This window comes from Amycolatopsis sp. (assembly GCF_025464955.1).
In the GTDB taxonomy this organism is placed as follows: Bacteria; Actinomycetota; Actinomycetes; order Mycobacteriales; family Pseudonocardiaceae; genus Amycolatopsis.
The window spans coordinates 1-17,026 of sequence record NZ_JAODNM010000168.1; the positions used below are offsets into that span (position 1 = coordinate 1).

18 protein-coding genes are annotated in these 17,026 nt (G+C 69.3%); 6 read left to right on the forward strand and 12 right to left on the reverse strand.

The window, feature by feature from the left end; genetic code table 11:
* From JWQ81_RS42410 to JWQ81_RS42420, 3 genes are all read right to left on the reverse strand, one after another.
* Positions 1-658, reverse strand: a 658-nt coding sequence (locus JWQ81_RS42410; protein WP_297551092.1) for a lipoyl synthase, incomplete at its 3' end; no start/stop codon positions are given.
* Between the two features lie 38 nt (positions 659-696).
* Complete coding sequence (locus tag JWQ81_RS42415; RefSeq protein ID WP_297551094.1) at positions 697-1,641, reverse strand: oxidoreductase; 945 nt, start codon at positions 1,639-1,641, stop codon at positions 697-699.
* A gap of 18 nt (positions 1,642-1,659) precedes the next feature.
* On the reverse strand, positions 1,660-2,190 hold the full coding sequence (locus tag JWQ81_RS42420; protein ID WP_297551096.1) for a hypothetical protein: 531 nt from the start codon (positions 2,188-2,190) through the stop codon (positions 1,660-1,662).
* 130 nt (positions 2,191-2,320) lie between these two features.
* Between JWQ81_RS42420 and JWQ81_RS42425 the strand changes: the two genes are divergently transcribed.
* Entirely contained in the window at positions 2,321-2,950 is a 630-nt protein-coding gene (locus JWQ81_RS42425) for a TetR/AcrR family transcriptional regulator (protein ID WP_297551098.1), read from the forward strand.
* A gap of 22 nt (positions 2,951-2,972) precedes the next feature.
* Positions 2,973-3,905, forward strand: coding sequence for an LLM class F420-dependent oxidoreductase (locus JWQ81_RS42430; protein ID WP_297551100.1), 933 nt, complete (start codon positions 2,973-2,975; stop codon positions 3,903-3,905).
* Positions 3,906-3,982: 77 nt separating this feature from the next.
* Here JWQ81_RS42430 and lipB read toward each other — a convergent pair whose 3' ends face one another.
* The 5 genes from lipB to lpdA form a co-directional block, all read right to left on the reverse strand.
* A complete protein-coding gene (lipB, locus tag JWQ81_RS42435; protein ID WP_297551102.1) occupies positions 3,983-4,720 on the reverse strand; it encodes a lipoyl(octanoyl) transferase LipB in 738 nt (245 codons plus the stop codon).
* Positions 4,721-4,730: 10 nt separating this feature from the next.
* Entirely contained in the window at positions 4,731-5,360 is a 630-nt protein-coding gene (locus tag JWQ81_RS42440) for a phosphatase PAP2 family protein (RefSeq protein WP_297551104.1), read from the reverse strand.
* Positions 5,357-6,241: a TIGR01777 family oxidoreductase gene (locus tag JWQ81_RS42445; RefSeq protein ID WP_297551106.1), complete on the reverse strand. Its 885-nt coding sequence runs from the start codon at positions 6,239-6,241 to the stop codon at positions 5,357-5,359. Before JWQ81_RS42445 ends, JWQ81_RS42440 begins: the two co-directional genes overlap by 4 nt.
* Positions 6,242-6,359: 118 nt before the next feature.
* Positions 6,360-8,111 (reverse strand): 2-oxoglutarate dehydrogenase, E2 component, dihydrolipoamide succinyltransferase, encoded by a 1,752-nt coding sequence (sucB, locus tag JWQ81_RS42450; RefSeq protein WP_297551108.1) that lies wholly within the window; start codon positions 8,109-8,111, stop codon positions 6,360-6,362.
* Between the two features lie 56 nt (positions 8,112-8,167).
* Positions 8,168-9,541, reverse strand: a complete 1,374-nt coding sequence (lpdA, locus tag JWQ81_RS42455; RefSeq protein ID WP_297551110.1) for a dihydrolipoyl dehydrogenase — start codon at positions 9,539-9,541, stop codon at positions 8,168-8,170.
* Between the two features lie 182 nt (positions 9,542-9,723).
* On the opposite strand from lpdA, the gene JWQ81_RS42460 reads away from it, so the two are divergent.
* Positions 9,724-10,074, forward strand: coding sequence for an oxidoreductase (locus JWQ81_RS42460; RefSeq protein ID WP_297551249.1), 351 nt, complete (start codon positions 9,724-9,726; stop codon positions 10,072-10,074).
* A gap of 84 nt (positions 10,075-10,158) precedes the next feature.
* Here the strand turns inward: JWQ81_RS42460 and JWQ81_RS42465 are convergent, their stop codons facing one another.
* Together JWQ81_RS42465 and JWQ81_RS42470 are read right to left on the reverse strand one after the other, a co-directional pair.
* Positions 10,159-11,199 carry an SMI1/KNR4 family protein gene (locus JWQ81_RS42465; RefSeq protein ID WP_297551112.1) on the reverse strand — a complete coding sequence of 347 codons (1,041 nt, stop codon included), beginning with the start codon at positions 11,197-11,199 and terminating at the stop codon, positions 10,159-10,161.
* Between the two features lie 7 nt (positions 11,200-11,206).
* On the reverse strand, positions 11,207-12,712 hold the full coding sequence (locus JWQ81_RS42470) for a leucyl aminopeptidase (protein ID WP_297551114.1): 1,506 nt from the start codon (positions 12,710-12,712) through the stop codon (positions 11,207-11,209).
* Between the two features lie 122 nt (positions 12,713-12,834).
* Between JWQ81_RS42470 and JWQ81_RS42475 the strand changes: the two genes are divergently transcribed.
* Complete coding sequence (locus JWQ81_RS42475) at positions 12,835-13,692, forward strand: hypothetical protein (protein WP_297551116.1); 858 nt, start codon at positions 12,835-12,837, stop codon at positions 13,690-13,692.
* Positions 13,685-14,320, forward strand: coding sequence for a DUF402 domain-containing protein (locus JWQ81_RS42480; protein WP_297551117.1), 636 nt, complete (start codon positions 13,685-13,687; stop codon positions 14,318-14,320). The genes JWQ81_RS42475 and JWQ81_RS42480 overlap by 8 nt, the downstream gene beginning before the upstream one ends.
* Before the next feature lie 12 nt (positions 14,321-14,332).
* Here JWQ81_RS42480 and JWQ81_RS42485 read toward each other — a convergent pair whose 3' ends face one another.
* Positions 14,333-14,635: a hypothetical protein gene (locus JWQ81_RS42485; protein ID WP_297551119.1), complete on the reverse strand. Its 303-nt coding sequence runs from the start codon at positions 14,633-14,635 to the stop codon at positions 14,333-14,335.
* Between the two features lie 86 nt (positions 14,636-14,721).
* Between JWQ81_RS42485 and JWQ81_RS42490 the strand changes: the two genes are divergently transcribed.
* On the forward strand, positions 14,722-15,825 hold the full coding sequence (locus tag JWQ81_RS42490) for a branched-chain amino acid aminotransferase (protein WP_297551121.1): 1,104 nt from the start codon (positions 14,722-14,724) through the stop codon (positions 15,823-15,825).
* 74 nt (positions 15,826-15,899) lie between these two features.
* Here the strand turns inward: JWQ81_RS42490 and cobT are convergent, their stop codons facing one another.
* Complete coding sequence (cobT, locus tag JWQ81_RS42495) at positions 15,900-16,967, reverse strand: nicotinate-nucleotide--dimethylbenzimidazole phosphoribosyltransferase (RefSeq protein WP_297551123.1); 1,068 nt, start codon at positions 16,965-16,967, stop codon at positions 15,900-15,902.
* Positions 16,968-17,026: the final 59 nt, after the last annotated feature.

Genomic DNA, 17,026 nt, shown 5'->3' on the forward strand with positions numbered 1-17,026 from the left:
AAATCAGGTTCGACTTCGTCACCAACCCAGCCTCACGAGCCGCCGTGATCACCGACAACGACCGCGCATAACGGAAACCAGGACGAATCCGCTTAAAAATCCGCGGCACCGTCTCCACATTATGCGCAAGCACCTCGGGCCGGGAAGAAAATACCTCCCCGAGCTGCTCGGGGTCCGCGTTGAAGTCCGGAATCAACAGTTCGACACCAGTGCCCGGGTTGAGCCCGTGAATCTGACGCACAGTCTCCGCGTAGAGCCACGCACCACCGTCATCGAGATCATCACGCGCGACACCAGTCACCGTCGAATACCGCAGACCCATCGCCTGAACAGACTCAGCCACCTTCCGCGGCTCAGTACGGTCCAGCGCATCCGGCTTACCCGTGTCAATCTGGCAGAAATCACACCGACGCGTGCACTGGCTACCACCGATCAAGAAGGTGGCCTCGCGGTCTTCCCAACACTCGTAAATGTTCGGACAACCAGCCTCTTCACAGACCGTGTGGAGGCCTTCGCGCTTGACCAGGCTCTTCAGCTCGGTGAACTCAGGGCCCATCCGCGCTTTGGTCTTGATCCACGGCGGTTTCTTCTCAATCGGCGTCTCGGCGTTGCGGACTTCAAGTCGCAGCAACTTACGCCCATCCGGTGCGGCACTCACGTTTGAAAGCCTACGCCCGCGCGACCTGGCAGGGCCTTTCACGCGGGGTCCGGCGTGACGCCCGTCATCTGCGCGGTCATCTCCCACAACGCGCTCGCCTGACGTGCGTTCAGTGCCGCCCGCACCGGACCGACCTTCTTCGGGTGCCCGTACACGCCGGCGGGGCCGCGCGGGCCGTAGTAGTCGCCACCGGCGACGTCTGGCATGGTCGCGGCGTAGAGCGCCGGAAGCGCACCGATCCGGGGACTCTGCCCGAACGTGGGCATCCCGAAGTTGAGGAACCCGCTGAGCAGCGGGTTGGACCACGCCTTCGCCATGTTCGCGCCGAGGCTGGAGCTGACGAAGCCGGGGTGTGCCGCGACGCTGATCACAGTCTCGTCTGCCGCGCGAAGGTGCCGGTCCAGCTCGAGGGCGAAGATCTGGTTCGCCAGCTTCGACTGGGCATATCCGCTCGCGGCGTTGTACCGCCTGCGCTCGAAGTTCGGGTCGTCGAACGCGATTCGGCCGCCGTGGGCGGCGATGCTCGACATCGTGACCACCCGCCCGCGCGCCGAACCGCGCAGCGCGGGCATCAGCAGCCAGGTCAACGCGGCGTGGCCGAGGTGGTTGGTGCCGAACTGGGTCTCGAAGCCGTCCTTGGTGGTGCCCCTCGGCGGCGCCATCACGCCGGCGTTGTTGATCAGCACGTCGAGCGAGTCCTCGGTGAGCTCGCGGACCGCGTCAGCGGCCATGCGGACCGAGTCCAGGTCACCGAGGTCCAGGCTCACCAGTTCGGGCGCGGTGCCGGCCGCCACAGCGGCGACGGAACGCAGCGCTTCCTGTCCACGCTCGGGCGACCGGCAGCCGAGTAGCACCCGCGCGCCCTTCTGGGCCAGTACCTTGCTGTCCTGCAGACCGATACCGGAGTTCGCGCCGGTGATCAGCATGGTTCGTCCGGTCATGTCCGGGATCTCGTCCTCGGACCACTTACCATGCTGAATCATTGCGCAAGCTAACTACAGTCACGCACTGGGCGCGAGCATCCGCAGCAGGTGGCTTACTGGACTACGCCGACGCGCGGGCCTCGCTGGGCCGTGGCGGAGTAACGCGTCCAGCACGACGCCGATCTTGGTGATGTCGGCGGTGGGCTCGGACTGCTCGGCCATGCCGGCCGTGACGGCGAGCATGCGCAGCTCGGCTTGGTGGACCGAGTGCAGCGACGGATACCGGTCGGCGTGGGCGTCGAGCACGGCTCGCAAAGTCTCGTTCGCGGACGTCGTCTTCTGCCAGGCGCGCGACACGGCGTCAACCTGGTCGAGTTCACCGGCTTCGGCGCGGGCGTCGTCGGGGCACGCGGACTCCGCGCGCAACTGCCCGCTCAGCAGCTGGTTCCACTTGTACTGCAGCGCCAGCAGCAGGCTTTCTTCGGTGCCGAAGAGTTCCTCGGCACCCGGGATCCCGGCGAAGGGCAGTTCGCCCGCCGGGTTTCGCCGCGCGCGGTCCAGGACGGTGCCCATGACCTCGCGGCGTCGGTAGAAGTCGTTCCAGCTCATGGCCTGTCTCCCCTTCCGTGGTCCAGGTCATACCGCAGGTTTGCGGCATACTCCCGGTACGGACCTGACGCGTTGAACATACCATGAGTATGGTGAACGAAACTGGAGTAAGGTTGTGAGTGTGGCGACAATGAGGTCGAGACGACTGGACTATTCCGAATCCACCCGCTCAGCGTTGGTGTCCAGCGCGGTCGAACTGTTCACGAAGCGTGGTTACGCGGGCACTTCCCTCGATGAGGTCGCGAAGCGGGCGCGGGTGACAAAAGGCGCGCTGTACCACCACTTCAGCGGTAAACAGGCCCTCTTCGAGGCGGCTTTCGAGGCGGTGGAAAGCCTGGTGTTCGACCGCCTCGAAAAGATAATGAACGGCCCGGAAACGCCGTGGGAACGCGCGTTGAGCGGAGTGCGCGCATTCATCAAAAGCTGCCTGGATCCGGCATACCAGCGCATCGCCATTCACGAAGCCCCGGTCGTCATGGGCTGGGAGCGCTGGCGCGAGGCCGAGGACAGGTGCAGTTTCGGCCTGATCCGCGCGAGCCTCGAGGCGCTGATCGCGTCGGGCGACGTCGACGACGTGCCGGTGGAGATCACCGCCCGGCTGCTGTTCGGCGCGTTGTCCAGCGCCGCGACGGAGATCGCGAGCTCGGCCGACCCGAAGAAGGTCGGCGCGCAGATCGAAGGCGTCATCGTCCAGCTGCTGGAGCGAGTCCGCCTTCCGGTGGCCGTCGAGCAACCGGTCGTTCCCGAGCAGGCGCGCTAGCCTCGGCGCTACCATCGATCTTGTGGACTTGAGGATCTTTACCGAGCCCCAGCAAGGGGCCAGTTACGACGACCTGCTGCGAGTCGCGAAGGCGACGGAAGACGCCGGTTTCGACGCGTTCTTCCGCAGTGACCACTATCTGAAGATGGGAGACGTTTCCGGGCTCCCCGGGCCGACCGACGCTTGGATCACCCTCGCCGGTCTCGCCCGCGAGACCAGCCGCATCCGCCTCGGCACCCTCGTCACCGCCGCCACCTTCCGGCACCCGTCGGTGCTGGCGATCTCGGCGGCGCAGGTCGACCAGATGTCCGGCGGCCGGATCGAGCTCGGCCTCGGCGCCGGCTGGTTCGACGGCGAGCACGAGGCGCTGGGCCTGGACCTGCCTCCGCTCAAGGAGCGGTTCGAGCGCTACACCGAGCAACTCGAGGTCGTTACGGGCCTGTGGGAGACGCCGGACGGCGAGACGTTCTCCTACGACGGCAAGCACTACAAGCTGGTGGACTCACCCGCGCTGCCGAAGCCGGCCCAGCGGCCGAAGCCCCCGGTGATCATCGGTGGCGGCGGCAAGAAGAAGACGCCGATGCTCGCCGCGCGGTTCGCGAACGAGTTCAACCTGCCGTCAGCCAACATGCAGGGCTCGATCGAGCAGTTCGGCCGAGTCGACGCCGCGTGCAAGGAGATCGGCCGCGACCCGGCGGAGATCACCCGCTCGGTCTGGCTGACCGCCGCTGTCGGCCGCGACGACGCCGAAATCGCGAAACGCGCCGAAGCCGCGGGCCGCGATCTCGACTGGCTGCGCAACGAGGCTCTCGGCGGCACGCCCGCCCAGGTCGTCGACAAGCTCGGCCGCTGGCGTGAGGAAGCCGGGGTCACCCGGTTCTACGTGCAGATCCTCGACCTTTCGGACCTGGACCAGCTGGATCTCATCGCCAGCGAGGTAGCGCCCCAGCTTTAAAGCTCGTGAGTGTTCCGGCCGCCTACTGTGCCCCGCGGGACACCCGCACCCGGGCGGGCCGGAACACTCACGAGTCCCTACGACAGGGCGAAGGTCACACCGGGGGCCGACGGCGCCGGGCGGGGCAGCCAGTGGTCGTCGGTGACGGGAAGGTCGCCTTCGAGGGCGGCCAGGACAGCGTCGCGGGCCAGCGGCAGGGCCTCGGCGACGGTCACTTCGCGTTCCAGCTCGTACGACAGCGACGTCACGCCCGCGTCGCGGATGCCGCACGGGACGATCTTGTCGAACGCGGAGAGGTCGGCGTTGCAGTTGAGCTCGAAGCCGTGCATGGTGACGCCGCGCTGCACGCGGATGCCGATGGCGGCGATCTTGCGTTCGATTCCGCGTTCGTCGGCGGGGATCCACACGCCGCTGCGGCCTTCCACGCGTCCGGTGCGCACCCCGAGCTGCGCGCACGCCGTGATCAGCGCCTCTTCGAGCCGCCGGACGTAGTGCACGACGTCGATCGGGTCGGCGAGCTTGATGATCGGGTAGCCGACCAGCTGACCAGGCCCGTGCCAGGTGATCTTGCCGCCGCGGTCGACGTCGATGACCTGGGTGCCGTCGGACGGCCTGTCCTCGGGCTCGGTGCGCTTGCCCGCCGTGTACACCGACGGGTGTTCCAGCAGGAGCATCGTGTCCGGGCCCTCGCCGTCGGCGCGGGCGACGGCCAAGCCGCGTTGCAGCTCCCACGCCTCGAGGTAGTCGATCGTGCCGACCGGGCGGACGTCGACGGGTTCGGTGGTGGCGCGGCAGGTAACGGTGGAGGAACTCACTCCAGCGAGATTACGCCGTTTCGGTTGAGGTGGGCACGCGGTCCCGCGGCCCGGGAAGCAGCCGGAGCGCGACGGCCGCGATGAGCCCGATGCCGGTGACGGCGAGCACCGCGCCGACGGTGTCGGTCAGCCAGTGCACGCCGAGCACGATGCGGCACGCGGCGCTCAACACCGTCGCCGCGACGGCGATCGCGACCACTCGGCGCACCAGCCTTGGCGCGAGCCAGAGACACACCAGCGCCGCGGCGAGACCGGTGCTCGCGACCGACACGACGTGCCCGCTCGGGTAGCTCAGATCCGGGTACGCGCGAGGCCGCTGGCGGACGAAGACCGGCTTGAACACCGTGCTCGTCACGCGGCACAACACGAGGACGACGACGATCCGCAGCAGCACGCTCGCGTGGTCGCGCCACCGGATCGCGGCAAGCAGCAGACCCGCGCCGAGCACCACGGGCAGTACCGGCCCGAAGACGTCGGTCACGACTCCGGCGACCCGGCCCAGCGGCCGCGCGTACTGACCGCGCAGCGCGTCGGCGATCACGACGTCGATCTTCAACGGCTGCTTGCTCACCAGCAGTCCGAGGCCGACGAACGCGGCGAGCATCAAGACACCCGCTGCCGCCCAGCGTGTCCGGGTCATACGGCGTTGGACATTGCTTCGGCGATGTCGGTGTGCCGGAATTCGAAACCGGCCTTCTCGAGTTCGCGGGGGACGGCACGCTGACCGAACAGGGCCATCTCCTCGCCGGCCTGGCCGAGTAGGAGCTTCAGCGCGAAACCAGGCACCCGCAACGCGGCAGGGCGGTGAAGCGCCTGGGCGAACGCCTTGGTGAATTCGATGTTCGTCACCGGCTGCGGCGCACTGAGGTTCACCGGCCCGGACACAGCGTCGTTCTCCAGCGCGAAAACGATCGCGCGGACCTCGTCTTCGAGGGAGATCCACGGCATGTACTGCTTTCCGCTGCCAAGCCGCGAACCCAGCGCCAGCCAGAACAGCGGCTTCAACGTCGCGAGCAGGCCGCCTTCCTTGGCGAGCACGAGCCCGGTGCGGATCGACACGACCCGCGCCCCGGCGACGGTGGCGGGCGTCGTCGCCGCTTCCCACGCGACGCACAGTTCGGCGAGAAAGCCTTCGCCTGACGTCGTTTTCTCGTCCACGACGGCCGAGCCGGGATTGCCGTAGTAACCGACCGCCGACGCATTGACGAGCACCGGGATCCCGTGCTCCGCAACGGCTTCGGCCAGCACGTCGGTCGGTTCGACGCGGCTGTCGAGCAGTACCTGCTTGCGCGCGCCGCTCCAGCGGCTCGGGAACAGTGGCGCGCCACAGAGGTTGACCACCGCGTCGACGTCGTCGAGCGCGCCCGCCGCGATCTTGCCCGCCGGCGGGTCCCAGCGCTGCTCGTCCGGCGTCGCCGGGTCCCGGCGCACCAGCTTGCGCACCTCATGCCCGGTTTCCCGGAGCCGGGCGCTCAGAGCGTCACCGATGAGCCCGCTTGCGCCCGCGATCAAAACTCGCATACGCCTGATCGTTGCCTATCCAAGTGTGCGCCGCACGTTCGCCCCCGCAATCGAATCAGGGGACCCCTGGTACGAATGATTCGTACCAGGGGTCCCCTGATTCAGAAAGGCGGAGCCGCTACAGACCGAGCTCGGCTTCGAAGTTGCCCTCTTCGAGGCGCTGCTTGATCGTGGTGAGGAAGCGACCGGCGTCGGCCCCGTCCACCAGGCGGTGGTCGTAGGTCAGCGGCAGGTACACCATCGACCGGACGGCGATCGTGTCGTTGCCGTCGGCGTCGGCCACCACGACCGGGCGCTTCACGACCGCGCCGGTACCGAGCATGCCGGACTGCGGCTGCACGATGATCGGCGTGTCGAACAGGGCACCGTTGCTGCCCAGGTTCGTGATCGTGAACGTCCCGCCGGTGAGCTCGTCCGGCTTGATGTGGTTGTCACGGGCACGGGCCGCCAGGTCGGCGATCCGGTGCGCGAGACCGGCGATGCTCAGCTCACCCGCGTCGTGGATGACCACCGAGAGCAGACCGCGATCGGTGTCCACCGCGATGCCCAGGTGCACGGCGCCGTGGTAGGTGATCTCCTTGGTGGCCTCGTTGTACGACGCGTTGACGTTCGGGTGCTGCTTGAGCGCCTCGACCGTCGCCTTCGCGAAGAACGGCAGGAACGTCAGGTTGACGCCCTCGCGCTCCTTGAAGGCCGCCTTCGCCCGCTGGCGCAGCCGCGCGACCTTCGTGACGTCGACCTCGTGGACCTGTGTGAGCTGCGCGGACTCCTGCAGCGACTCGCGGGTCTTGGTGGCCGTGATCTGCCGGATCCGGCTGGCCTTCTGCACGGTGCCGCGCAGTGCCGCCAGCTCAGGCGACGGGCCGGCCTGCTTCGGCGCGGAAGGAGCTGCCGCCGGAGCCCTGGTCGGGGCGGGAGCCGCCGCGACCGGGGCAGGAGCCTGCTTCTTCTGCTTCGCTTCGGCCGCCGCGAGGACGTCCTGTTTGCGAATCCGGCCGCCGACCCCGCTGCCGGTGAGCGACGACAGGTTGATGCCGTGCTCGGTGGCGAGCTTGCGCACGAGCGGCGTCACGTACGGGCCGTCGTCGGAGCTCTCGGCCGCGGCGGGCGCGGCCGCGGCGACGGGCTGAGGTGCCGCCGGTGCCGGGGTGGGCGCCGGAGCCGGAGTCGGAGTCGGCGCGGGTGCCGCCTGCCGGACGGGTTCGGGTGTCGGCTCGGGCTTGGGTTCCGGCTTGGGTGCCACCGGAGCCTCGGCCTTGGCCGGCGCCGCGCTGGCGTCACCGATCACCGCGAGCTGACCGCCGACCTCGACGGTCTCGTCCTCGGCCACGCTGATCTTGAGGACGGTGCCGGCGACCGGGGACGGAACCTCGGTGTCGACCTTGTCCGTGGAGATCTCCAGCAGCGGCTCGTCGACCTCGACCGAATCGCCGACCTGCTTGAGCCAGCGCGTGACGGTGCCCTCGGTGACGCTCTCACCGAGTTCGGGCAGCGTGACGGACGTGCCCTCGATCGAGTTGCCCGCGGACTGCTGGGCAGCGGGGGCGGCCGCAGCCGGCTCCGGTGCCGCTTCGGGCTGGGACTCCTCGACCGCCGGAGCGGCCGCGGCGGGTGCTTCCGCCACCCCGCCGGTGCCGTCGTCGATGACGGCGAGCTCGCCGCCGACCTCGACGGTGTCGTCTTCCTTGACGCTGATCTTGAGGACGGTGCCGGCCACCGGAGAGGGCACCTCGGTGTCGACCTTGTCGGTGGAGATCTCCAGCAGGGGCTCGTCGACCTCGACGCGGTCGCCTTCCTGCTTCAACCACCGGGTGACGGTGCCCTCGGTGACGCTCTCACCGAGCTCCGGCAACGTGACGGAGTAGGCCATCGTTCGCTGACTCCCTTTGATATGTGGTGCTTGGGTCTGGTTTTTCGAAGGTGACGTCAGCTGTGCACGTGCAGCGGCTTGCCCGCGAGGGCAAGGAATGCTTCGCCGAGGGCCTCGGTCTGGGTGGGGTGGGCGTGGATGAGCGGGGCGACGTCCTCGGGGAACGCCTCCCAGCTGTAGATCAACTGCGCTTCGCCGATCAGTTCACCGACGCGGTCACCGACCATGTGTACGCCGACGACCGGCCCGTCCGGCGCCTTGACCAGCTTGACGCCGCCGGAGGTCTTGAGGATCTGGCTCTTGCCGTTGCCGCCGAGGTCGTAGGTGAACGTGGTCACGTCCGAACCGTACTTCTCCTTGGCCTGGGACTCGGTGAGCCCGACCGAGGCGACCTCGGGGTGCGAGTAGGTCACCCGCGGGATGCCCTTTTCGTCGATCACGCGCGGGGCGAGCCCGGCGATCTCCTCGGCGACGAAGATGCCCTGCTGGAACCCGCGGTGCGCGAGCTGCAGGCCGGGCACGATGTCGCCGACGGCGTAGACGTTGGGGAGGTTGGTCTGCAGACGGTCGTTCGTCAGCACGAAGCCGCGGTCGATCCGGACGCCCGCTTCCTCGTACCCGTGGCCTGCCGAGTTCGGGCCGCGGCCGACGGCGACGAGCAGCAGGTCGGCTTCGAGGGTCTCGCCGGACTCCAGCGACACGCTCACGCCGGTGTCGTTCTGCTTGGCGCCGGTGAACCGCACGCCGGTCTTGAAGGCGATCTTGCGCTTGCGGAACGCGCGCTCGAGCTGCTTGGAGGCGAACTCGTCCTCGTTCGGGACCAGCCGGGGCAGTGCCTCGACGATGGTCACGTCGGTGCCGAAGGAGGCCCAGACGCTGGCGAACTCGACGCCGATCACGCCGCCGCCGAGGACGACGACCTTCTCGGGCACGTAGTCCAGCGACAGCGCCTGCTCGCTGGCGATGATGCGGCCGCCGAGCTCGAGGCCGGGCAGCGACCGGGAGTACGAACCGGTCGCGAGGATCACGTTCTTGCCGGTGTAGCGGGTGACGTCGACCTCGACGGTGGTGCCGCCGGCGAAGGTGCCGGTGCCTTCCACCAGGGTCACCTTGTGGGCCTTGGCCAAGCCCTGGAGCCCCTTGTAGAGGCGGGCGACGATGCCGTCCTTGTACTTGTTGACCCCGGCCATGTCGATGCCCTCGAACACGGCTTTGACACCGACGGACTCGGCTCCGCGGGTTTCGTCGGCCACCTCGGCCGCGTGCAGGAGCGCTTTCGTCGGGATGCAGCCTCGGTGGAGGCAGGTCCCGCCCAGCTTGTCCTTCTCGATCAGGATGACGGAAAGGCCCAGCTCGGCCGCGCGGAACGCCGCGGCATAGCCGCCCGATCCGCCACCAAGGATCACAAGGTCGGCGGAGGTGTCGGTCACTTCAAAAACTCCTCGGCAAGCATCGGTGATGAAGCTCTTCGCGCCTCGCGGCGCGATCTCCACGCGCGCGGCATACGCCATCTTGTCACTACGTCGTGTTGGGTTGCGACCTAGCCGGGTGTCCCGCTCCGAGCATGGCGGTTTGCCGGGATAATGGAAGGCGAACGCGAGTGAGAGGTGAGGTGGTCGAGGTGGGTCTCTTCGACTCGCTGCGCAGGCGCGGCAAGGGCGGCCAAAAGGCCGGTACGCTGCGCAAAGCCAGCTCCGGCGACACTCGGCATCTTGAGGAGTGGGCCGCCGTGCGGCACGGCGTCGAGGCTTTCGTGGAGCCCAAGACGACAGTGACCCAGACGACCGTGGTGTTGATCGCACACGATGGTGAATGGACCCGCCGGCGCATCGACAGCCTCGAAGCGGCCCAGCAGTTCGGCAAGAAGCGGTCGATCCCCGTCTACGAAGTCGCCCGGATCGGGTACCCCAAGCGGATGCGGGAGTACACCGAACGCCAGAAGCGCCGCCCCGGGCAGGCCTGAGCATGAGGACTCGTGAGTGTTCCGGCCCGCCCGGGTGCGGGTGTCCCGCAGAGGACAGTAGGCGGCTGGAACACTCACGAGGCTTTAAAGCTGCACCAGCAGGCGGAGGTGTTCGTCGAGCAGGTGCCGGAAGGTGCGGTGGGTGGTGGTGCCCAGGTCGGGGTCCCACTCCACGGTCCGCCACCCCAGGCCGACCGGCGTCAGCAGGATGACGCCGTGCGCCGTCCGCTCACTGATCACGACGACTCCCTTCTCCGCGGGCGAGAGTTCGCCGCAGCTCAGCAGCCGAGGGAAGACGTCGTCGGCAAGTAGGCCGTCGCAGGTGAGCAGGAACTCGCGATAGTCGTCGGGCAGGGCCGCGCCGAGGCGTTGTTCGGCCTCAGCCAGCGCAGTCGCCGAGGCCGGCGCTGGCTTCGAGCAGCCGCGACGCTGGATGATCGCGTCAACGAGCTGTGACATTCCGCTCAGCTTCGCGGTGACCGGGTAGCGGGTTCGCAATGCCGCGAGCAGGTCTCCGACGCAGCGTCGGAGCCACTCCTCGCCGAGGTCGAGCGGATCGGCTCCGGCGACCAGGAGCGGCGCGACGCTCCGGCAAGCGGTGAGCGAGGCGACGTCCGGCCGGAAGGAGTTGCGCGCCAGTTCGGCCCAAGCGGGCAGCGCGGGCGCTCCGAGCACTTCGACGTCGGCGGCGGCCAACCTGATCCGGTCGGTGCGGGACATGCCGTCGAGGTTCTCGGCCAGCGCGGACACGATTTTCGCCGTCGCCGAGTCGCCGAGTAGCCCAGGTGGGACCACCGAGTCACGAGTGCGCAGGTAGCGGGCGTGCGCGCGTTCCTCGGCGTCGAGGTCGAGGGGGATGAGCGGAGCGGCCCAAGACGGCACGGCGCCGCGTGCATCGAACAGCATCGCGAACGCCCGAGCCCGTACGCCGTCGGCTGCGAGCAGGCCGACGGGGCGCTCGGTGAGGCTATGCCAGGTCGACACCAGCCCGTCCGATTCCTTGACGGCGCCGGCCGACGCGAGCAGCAGAGCCGCGTAGCCGACGACGTCGTCGACATGGGTGTCGGCGGCGGTGAGCACGTCACGCACCGCCGACTCCAGGTACTCCTGGGGTACCCAGCCCACGATCGGCTCAGCCGTTGTCGGCGATGTCCGCGAGGACCGCGGCGATGGTGCGCACCGGGATCCCGGTGCCGCCCTTGCCGGTGTAGCCCCACGGGCCGCCGGTGTTGAACGACGGGCCGGCGATGTCGATGTGCACCCAGGTCAGGCCCTCGGCGACGAACTCGCGCAGGAAGACGCCCGCGGCGAGCATGCCGCCCCAGCGGTTCCCCGTGACGTTCGCGAGGTCGGCCAGGCGCGAGTCGAGCTCGGCCCGCAGCTCGTCGGGCAGCGGCATCGCCCAGCCGCCTTCGCCGGTAGCCCGGGCGATCCCGGCGACGCGGTCGCGGAACTCGTCGGTGCCCATGATCCCGGCCGTCCGGTTGCCCAGCGCCACGACCTGCGCGCCGGTCAGCGTCGAGGTCTCGATCAGGTAGTCCGGGTTCTCCTCGCCGGCCCGCACGATCGCGTCGGCCAGCACCAGGCGGCCCTCGGCGTCGGTGTTGAGCACCTCGACGGTCTTGCCGCCGTACATGCTGAGCACGTCACCCGGGCGGTACGAAGTCCCGGACGGCAGGTTCTCCGCGAGCGGGATGTGGGCGACGACCTCGAGCGGGTACTTGAGCTTCGCGGCCAGCACGACCGACGCGAGCACGCCGGCGGCGCCGGACATGTCGGAGGTCATGTGGTCCATGCCGGCGGCGGGCTTGATCGAGATGCCGCCCGAGTCGAACGTGATGCCCTTGCCGACCAGCGCGATCTTCTTGCTCGCCTTCGCGGGCTTGTAGCCGATGCGCAGGAGGCGCGGCTGCCGCGCAGAGCCGACACCGACTCCCAGGATGCCGCCGAAACCCTTGCGCTTCAACGCCTTCTCGTCGAGCACCTCGAACTCGAGGCCGTTCTCCTCGGCCAGCTTCTTCGCGCGCTCGGCGAAGGAGGCGGGGTACAGGTCGTTCGGCGGGGTGTTGATCAGGTCGCGCGCGATGATGACCGACTCGGCGATCGCGGTCGCGGCCTTCAGCGTCGCGCGGTGGTCCTTGACCGTGCCCTCGGCGGGAGAAGCCAGGTCCACCTTGGCCACCGGCGCGGCACCCGGCTCCGAGCGGTACTCGGTGAAGACGTACGCGCCGAGCGCGGTGCCTTCGACAGCGGCCTGCAGGTCGATCGCCGACAGCGTGGTGAACACGCGGTCGGTGCCGGCGAGCGCGCGGGCGGCGGCACCGGAAGCGCGGCGAACCTGCTCGGCAGTGACCTTGCCGTCGGCGTCGGCCTTGCCCAGCCCGACCGCGAGGACGACGCCTGCGCCGATCTTGCCCAGCGTCGGCAGCTTCACGATCTCTTCGGCCTTGCCGCCGGCGCCGACCGTGGTGAGCACCTCAGCGAGCTTGCCGTCGAACGCAGCGTCGGCCACCTCGGAGCCAGGGGCCAGCTCGGGGCCGTCGGTGCCCTCGATGGTGCCGACTACCAGGACTTCGGCGCGGGTTTTGCTCAGCGCCGATTCCGAGTTCTCGGAAAGGGCAAGCTTCGGCACGGTCACTTCTGGCTCCTCGCGCGGTCACGTCGGTGGGGACCGGGCGGGTGCACCCGGTTGATCGTGAGCCATGCTAATGACAACGGCGGACCAGTGGGCTCGGCGGGTCGGAGAGGCAGGTGGCGGGCGTGCGGCTCGGTGCTGGTTTCCTGATCGCCCTCGCGGTGGGCGCCGCGGCGGCGGGGACCTGGGTTCTTGTCGCGATCGCCGTCGCCGGAGCGCTCGCCGCCGTCGCCCGGTGGGCTGTCCCCGCCGGGCAAACCAGGGAGGTCCGCGCGCTCGCGACCGCGGCCGGCCTGGCGCGGGTGGCGGTCTTCGGCGAGGTGTTCGGGGTCTACCTCTTCCCGCTCCACCGCGGGATCGCGGCGGCCGTGCTCGTGCTGGCCGTCGCCGCGGCCGACCTCGCCGGGCTGCGGCTGCCCGAGTGGCCGCGAAAATGGATCACCGGGGCGTTGGCGCTGGCCGCGTTGGTGCTGGTCGCGCTGTGTGTCGCGATCCCGCCGGTCTCGTCGTCGAGTGGCATGTCGTCGAGCGGCCTGTCGGCGGGCGGTGTACTGCTGGCCGTCGTGGTGATGTTCCCGTGGTTGCTCCCTGACCGGCCGGAGCACAGCCTCCGGCGGGTCGCGGGGGCGACCGCCATAGCGCTGGTCGTCGCCGGCGCGGCGCTCTACCAGCTGGGGCCGATACGGCTCGGGCTGTCGACGGATTCGATGCGCGACCTCCTGGCTGCCGCGGATGCCGAGTCGCTCGCGCCGGTCCTGGCCGTCGTGGTTGTCCTAGCGACCGTCTCCGCGGCTCTCGGTACTTTCGGCGACGCCCGAACGGAGTCCGGCGGTGACACCGTGACGCTCGTGGTGTGTGCCGTCGTGACCGCGGCGGTCGCCGGTTTCGCCACTCCTGTCGCCGCGCTCGTCCTGGCCGCCGGACTGGCCGTCGCGCGGGTTCTGGTGGAGCTGCCGGCTCGGTACCGTGTCGGGCGTGACTGAGCAGCGGTGGACGCCGGGGCAGGACGTGGTCGAGCGGTTCCTCCGGCCCGACGGCACGATCGGCCAGCACTATCCACTGCGGGTGGTTTCCGACGACGGCCGGTCCCTGCTCGGCTGGCTTCCGGCGGGCACCCCGATCGTGGGGAGCCGGCTCGTCGACGGGCGGTCGATGCGGGAGCTGCCGCTCGATCAGCGGTTCCGCCTGCCGCGTGCGCAGTTTCGCGACCGCTGGCGGGACACCTCGACACTGCGGCTCATCACCGATGGGCAGTGGTCGTCGGTGTGGTGGTTCTTCGGCCCGGCGGGGGAGTTCACGGGCTGGTACGCCAACCTCGAGATCCCGCTCGGCCGGACCGAAACAGGCCCGGACCGCATCGACGGCATCCTCGACCTGGTGGTCGGTCGTGACGGGGAGTGGAGCTGGAAGGACGAAGACGAGGCGGACGCGGCCGTCGACGCGGGACGGCTGACCGTCGAGCACCTCGACACCCTGCGCGCCGAAGGTGAGCGGCTGATCGGGCTGGCCGAAGCCGGCGCCTTCCCCTTCGACGGGACATGGACGGACTTCCGCCCCGATCCGGCGTGGCCCGCGCCGAGCCTGCCGCCCGCGTTGCTGGACGGGCTTTAGCGGGACAGGCCTTTAGCGGGCCAGGAAGAACAGGATGACGCCGAGTACGACGTCGGCGACCAGCAGGACGGCCAGCGACTTGCCCGGGATCACGGTCGGGAAGGCCTTGCCGTTCACCTTGGACCACCAGACGACGCCGAAAACCCCGGCGACGAGGCCGAGGAAACCGCCGAAGACCCCGTTCAGCAGCGCGTAGCCGATGAACGCGAGCAAGCCGACCCCGAAGGTCAGCAGCACCGCGGTGGCGAACGTCTTGACGTCGGCGCCGACTCCGGCACCGTCCGTCCGGGCGGGCTCAGCTGCGTTATAGGTCACCTACCCATACTAGGCGAGACCGCCCACCAGGCGAAAACGGTGGACGTCCGACTAACGCCCGTCCGAGTAAGAGTTATCGTTTAAGCATGACGACCTCGACGCAGTTCCACCACATCCCGAACTCGAACCCCGCGAGCCCGGAGCGCGTCGCGGAAGTACTGGTAAAGCCCGGTTTCGGTACCTATTTCACCGACCACATGGTGACCGTGAAATGGACCAACGGAACCGGTTGGCACGACCCGCAGGTCGGCCCGTACGCCCCGTTCATCCTCGACCCCGCGACCTCGGTGCTCCACTACGGACAGGCGATTTTCGAAGGGCTGAAAGCCTACCGGCAGCCGGACGGTTCGATCGCGTCGTTCCGCCCGACGGCCAACGCCGAGCGGTTCCAGACCTCGGCCGAGCGCCTCGCGATGCCGAAACTGCCCGTGGAGACCTTCGTCGATTCGCTGCGCGAGCTGATCGCCGTCGACGAGCGCTGGGTGCCGACGAAGCAGGGCGAGTCGCTTTACCTGCGCCCCTTCATGATCTCGACTTCGGCCGGGCTCGGCGTCAACAGCCCCGCGAGCGAGTACGTGTACTCGGTCATCGCGTCCCCGGCCGGGCCGTACTTCTCCGGTGGGGTGAAGCCGGTCAGCGTGTGGCTGTCCACTGAGTACGTTCGCGCCGCACCGGGCGGCACCGGTTTCGCCAAGTGCGCCGGCAACTACGCGGCCTCGTTCGTCGCGCAGGCGCAGGCCGTGGAAAAGGGTTGCGACCAGGTCGTCTGGCTCGACGCGGTGGAGCGGCGGTGGGTCGAGGAGATGGGCGGGATGAACCTGTTCTTCGTCTTCGGTTCCGGCGCGGACGCCCGCGTCGTCACCCCGGAGCTGACCGGCTCGCTGCTGCCCGGTGTGACGCGGAAGTCGTTGCTGCAGCTGGCTTCCGACTTCGGACACACCGTCGAAGAGCGTCGCATCTCCACCGAGGAGTGGGAAAAGTCCGCCGCTTCGGGTGAACTCACCGAGGTGTTCGCCTGCGGCACGGCCGCGGTCATCACTCCGGTCGGCCACGTCAAGCACGCCGAAGGCGAGTTCTCCGTGGCCGGCGGTCAGCCTGGCGAGCTCACCATGAAGCTGCGCGAAGCCCTCACCGGTATCCAGGAAGGCACCCGCCCCGACCCCCACAACTGGATGACGCCCCTGCGCTAAGGCCTAGGACTCGTGAGTGTTCCGGCTTCGCCCGGGTGCGGGTGTCCCGCAGGACACAGAACCGGCCGGAGCACTCACGAGTCCTTCGGCCCTGTCACGCCGGCTTGGTCGTGGGTGGACATCTCCGCCAGGATTCGCGTGGCCATGAACAGCAGCGGCAGGGCGGCGACGGCGCCGGTGCCCTCGCCGAGGCGGATGTCGAGGTCGAGGATCGGCTCCAGGTCGAGCTGGTCCAGCAGCAGCGCGTGTGCGGGTTCGCCGGTGCGCTGACCCGCCACCCACCACGACCGCGCACCCGGCGCCAGCTCCTCGGCCACCAGTGCGGCGGCGCCGGCCACAAGTCCGTCGAGGACGACCGGCGTGCGGCGCACGGCGGCTTGGGCGAGGAAACCGGTGATCGCGGCCAGGTCGGCGCCACCCGCCGTCCGCAGGACCGCGATCGGGTCGGCGAGCACCTTGCGTGCGCGGCGCAGGGCGTCACGCACGGCGGTGGCCTTGCGCATCCACGCGTTGTCGTCGATGCCGGAGCCGCGGCCGACGACGGCCACCGGCTCGCTCCCGGTCATCGCGGCAACCAGTACCGAGGCCGGGGTGGTGTTCCCGATGCCGAGGTCGCCCGCGATGAGCAGGTCGGCGCCACCGTCCACCTCGGCGTCGGCGATCGTCATCCCGGCCCGGATGGCGGCCCGCACCTCGTCGTCGGTCAGGGCGTCCTCGACGTCGATCGAGCCCGAACCGCGGCGCACCTTGAACTCGCCGATGGACGGGGTCGCGGGGGCGGGGGAGTCGACCCCCATGTCGACCACGCGCACGCTCGCGCCGGCCGACGCGGCCAGCACGTTGATCGCGGCACCGCCGGTGAGCAGGCTGCCGACCAGCTGGGCGGTCACCTCAGCCGGGTACGCGGACACGCCCTTCGCGGCGATGCCGTGGTCGGCGGCGAACACCACCACCCGCGGTCGCGTGAACGGCCGCGGGGGCGACTGGCCCTGGCAGGCGGCGATCCACACGCCGAGCTCTTCGAGCCTGCCGAGCGAGCCGTCGGGCTTGATCAGCTTGCCGTGCAGTTCGATCGCCGCGGAGCGGGCGTGCTCGTCCGGTTGCCCGATTTCGGCAAACTCGATGACGGTTTCCGAGTCCACGCCTGGCCTTTCGTCGTCGCGTTTCCGCACCGCTCAGCGGCGCCCCACTCAACTTACTC

Coding starts and splice junctions, on each gene's coding strand:
- JWQ81_RS42425 (WP_297551098.1), top strand. CDS start 2,321: ATGAGGTCGAGACGACTGGACTATTCCGAATCCACCCGCTCAGCGTTG.
- JWQ81_RS42420 (WP_297551096.1), bottom strand. CDS start 2,190: ATGAGCTGGAACGACTTCTACCGACGCCGCGAGGTCATGGGCACCGTC.
- JWQ81_RS42490 (WP_297551121.1), top strand. CDS start 14,722: ATGACGACCTCGACGCAGTTCCACCACATCCCGAACTCGAACCCCGCG.
- sucB (WP_297551108.1), bottom strand. CDS start 8,111: ATGGCCTACTCCGTCACGTTGCCGGAGCTCGGTGAGAGCGTCACCGAG.
- JWQ81_RS42445 (WP_297551106.1), bottom strand. CDS start 6,241: ATGCGAGTTTTGATCGCGGGCGCAAGCGGGCTCATCGGTGACGCTCTG.
- JWQ81_RS42415 (WP_297551094.1), bottom strand. CDS start 1,641: ATGATTCAGCATGGTAAGTGGTCCGAGGACGAGATCCCGGACATGACC.
- JWQ81_RS42440 (WP_297551104.1), bottom strand. CDS start 5,360: ATGACCCGGACACGCTGGGCGGCAGCGGGTGTCTTGATGCTCGCCGCG.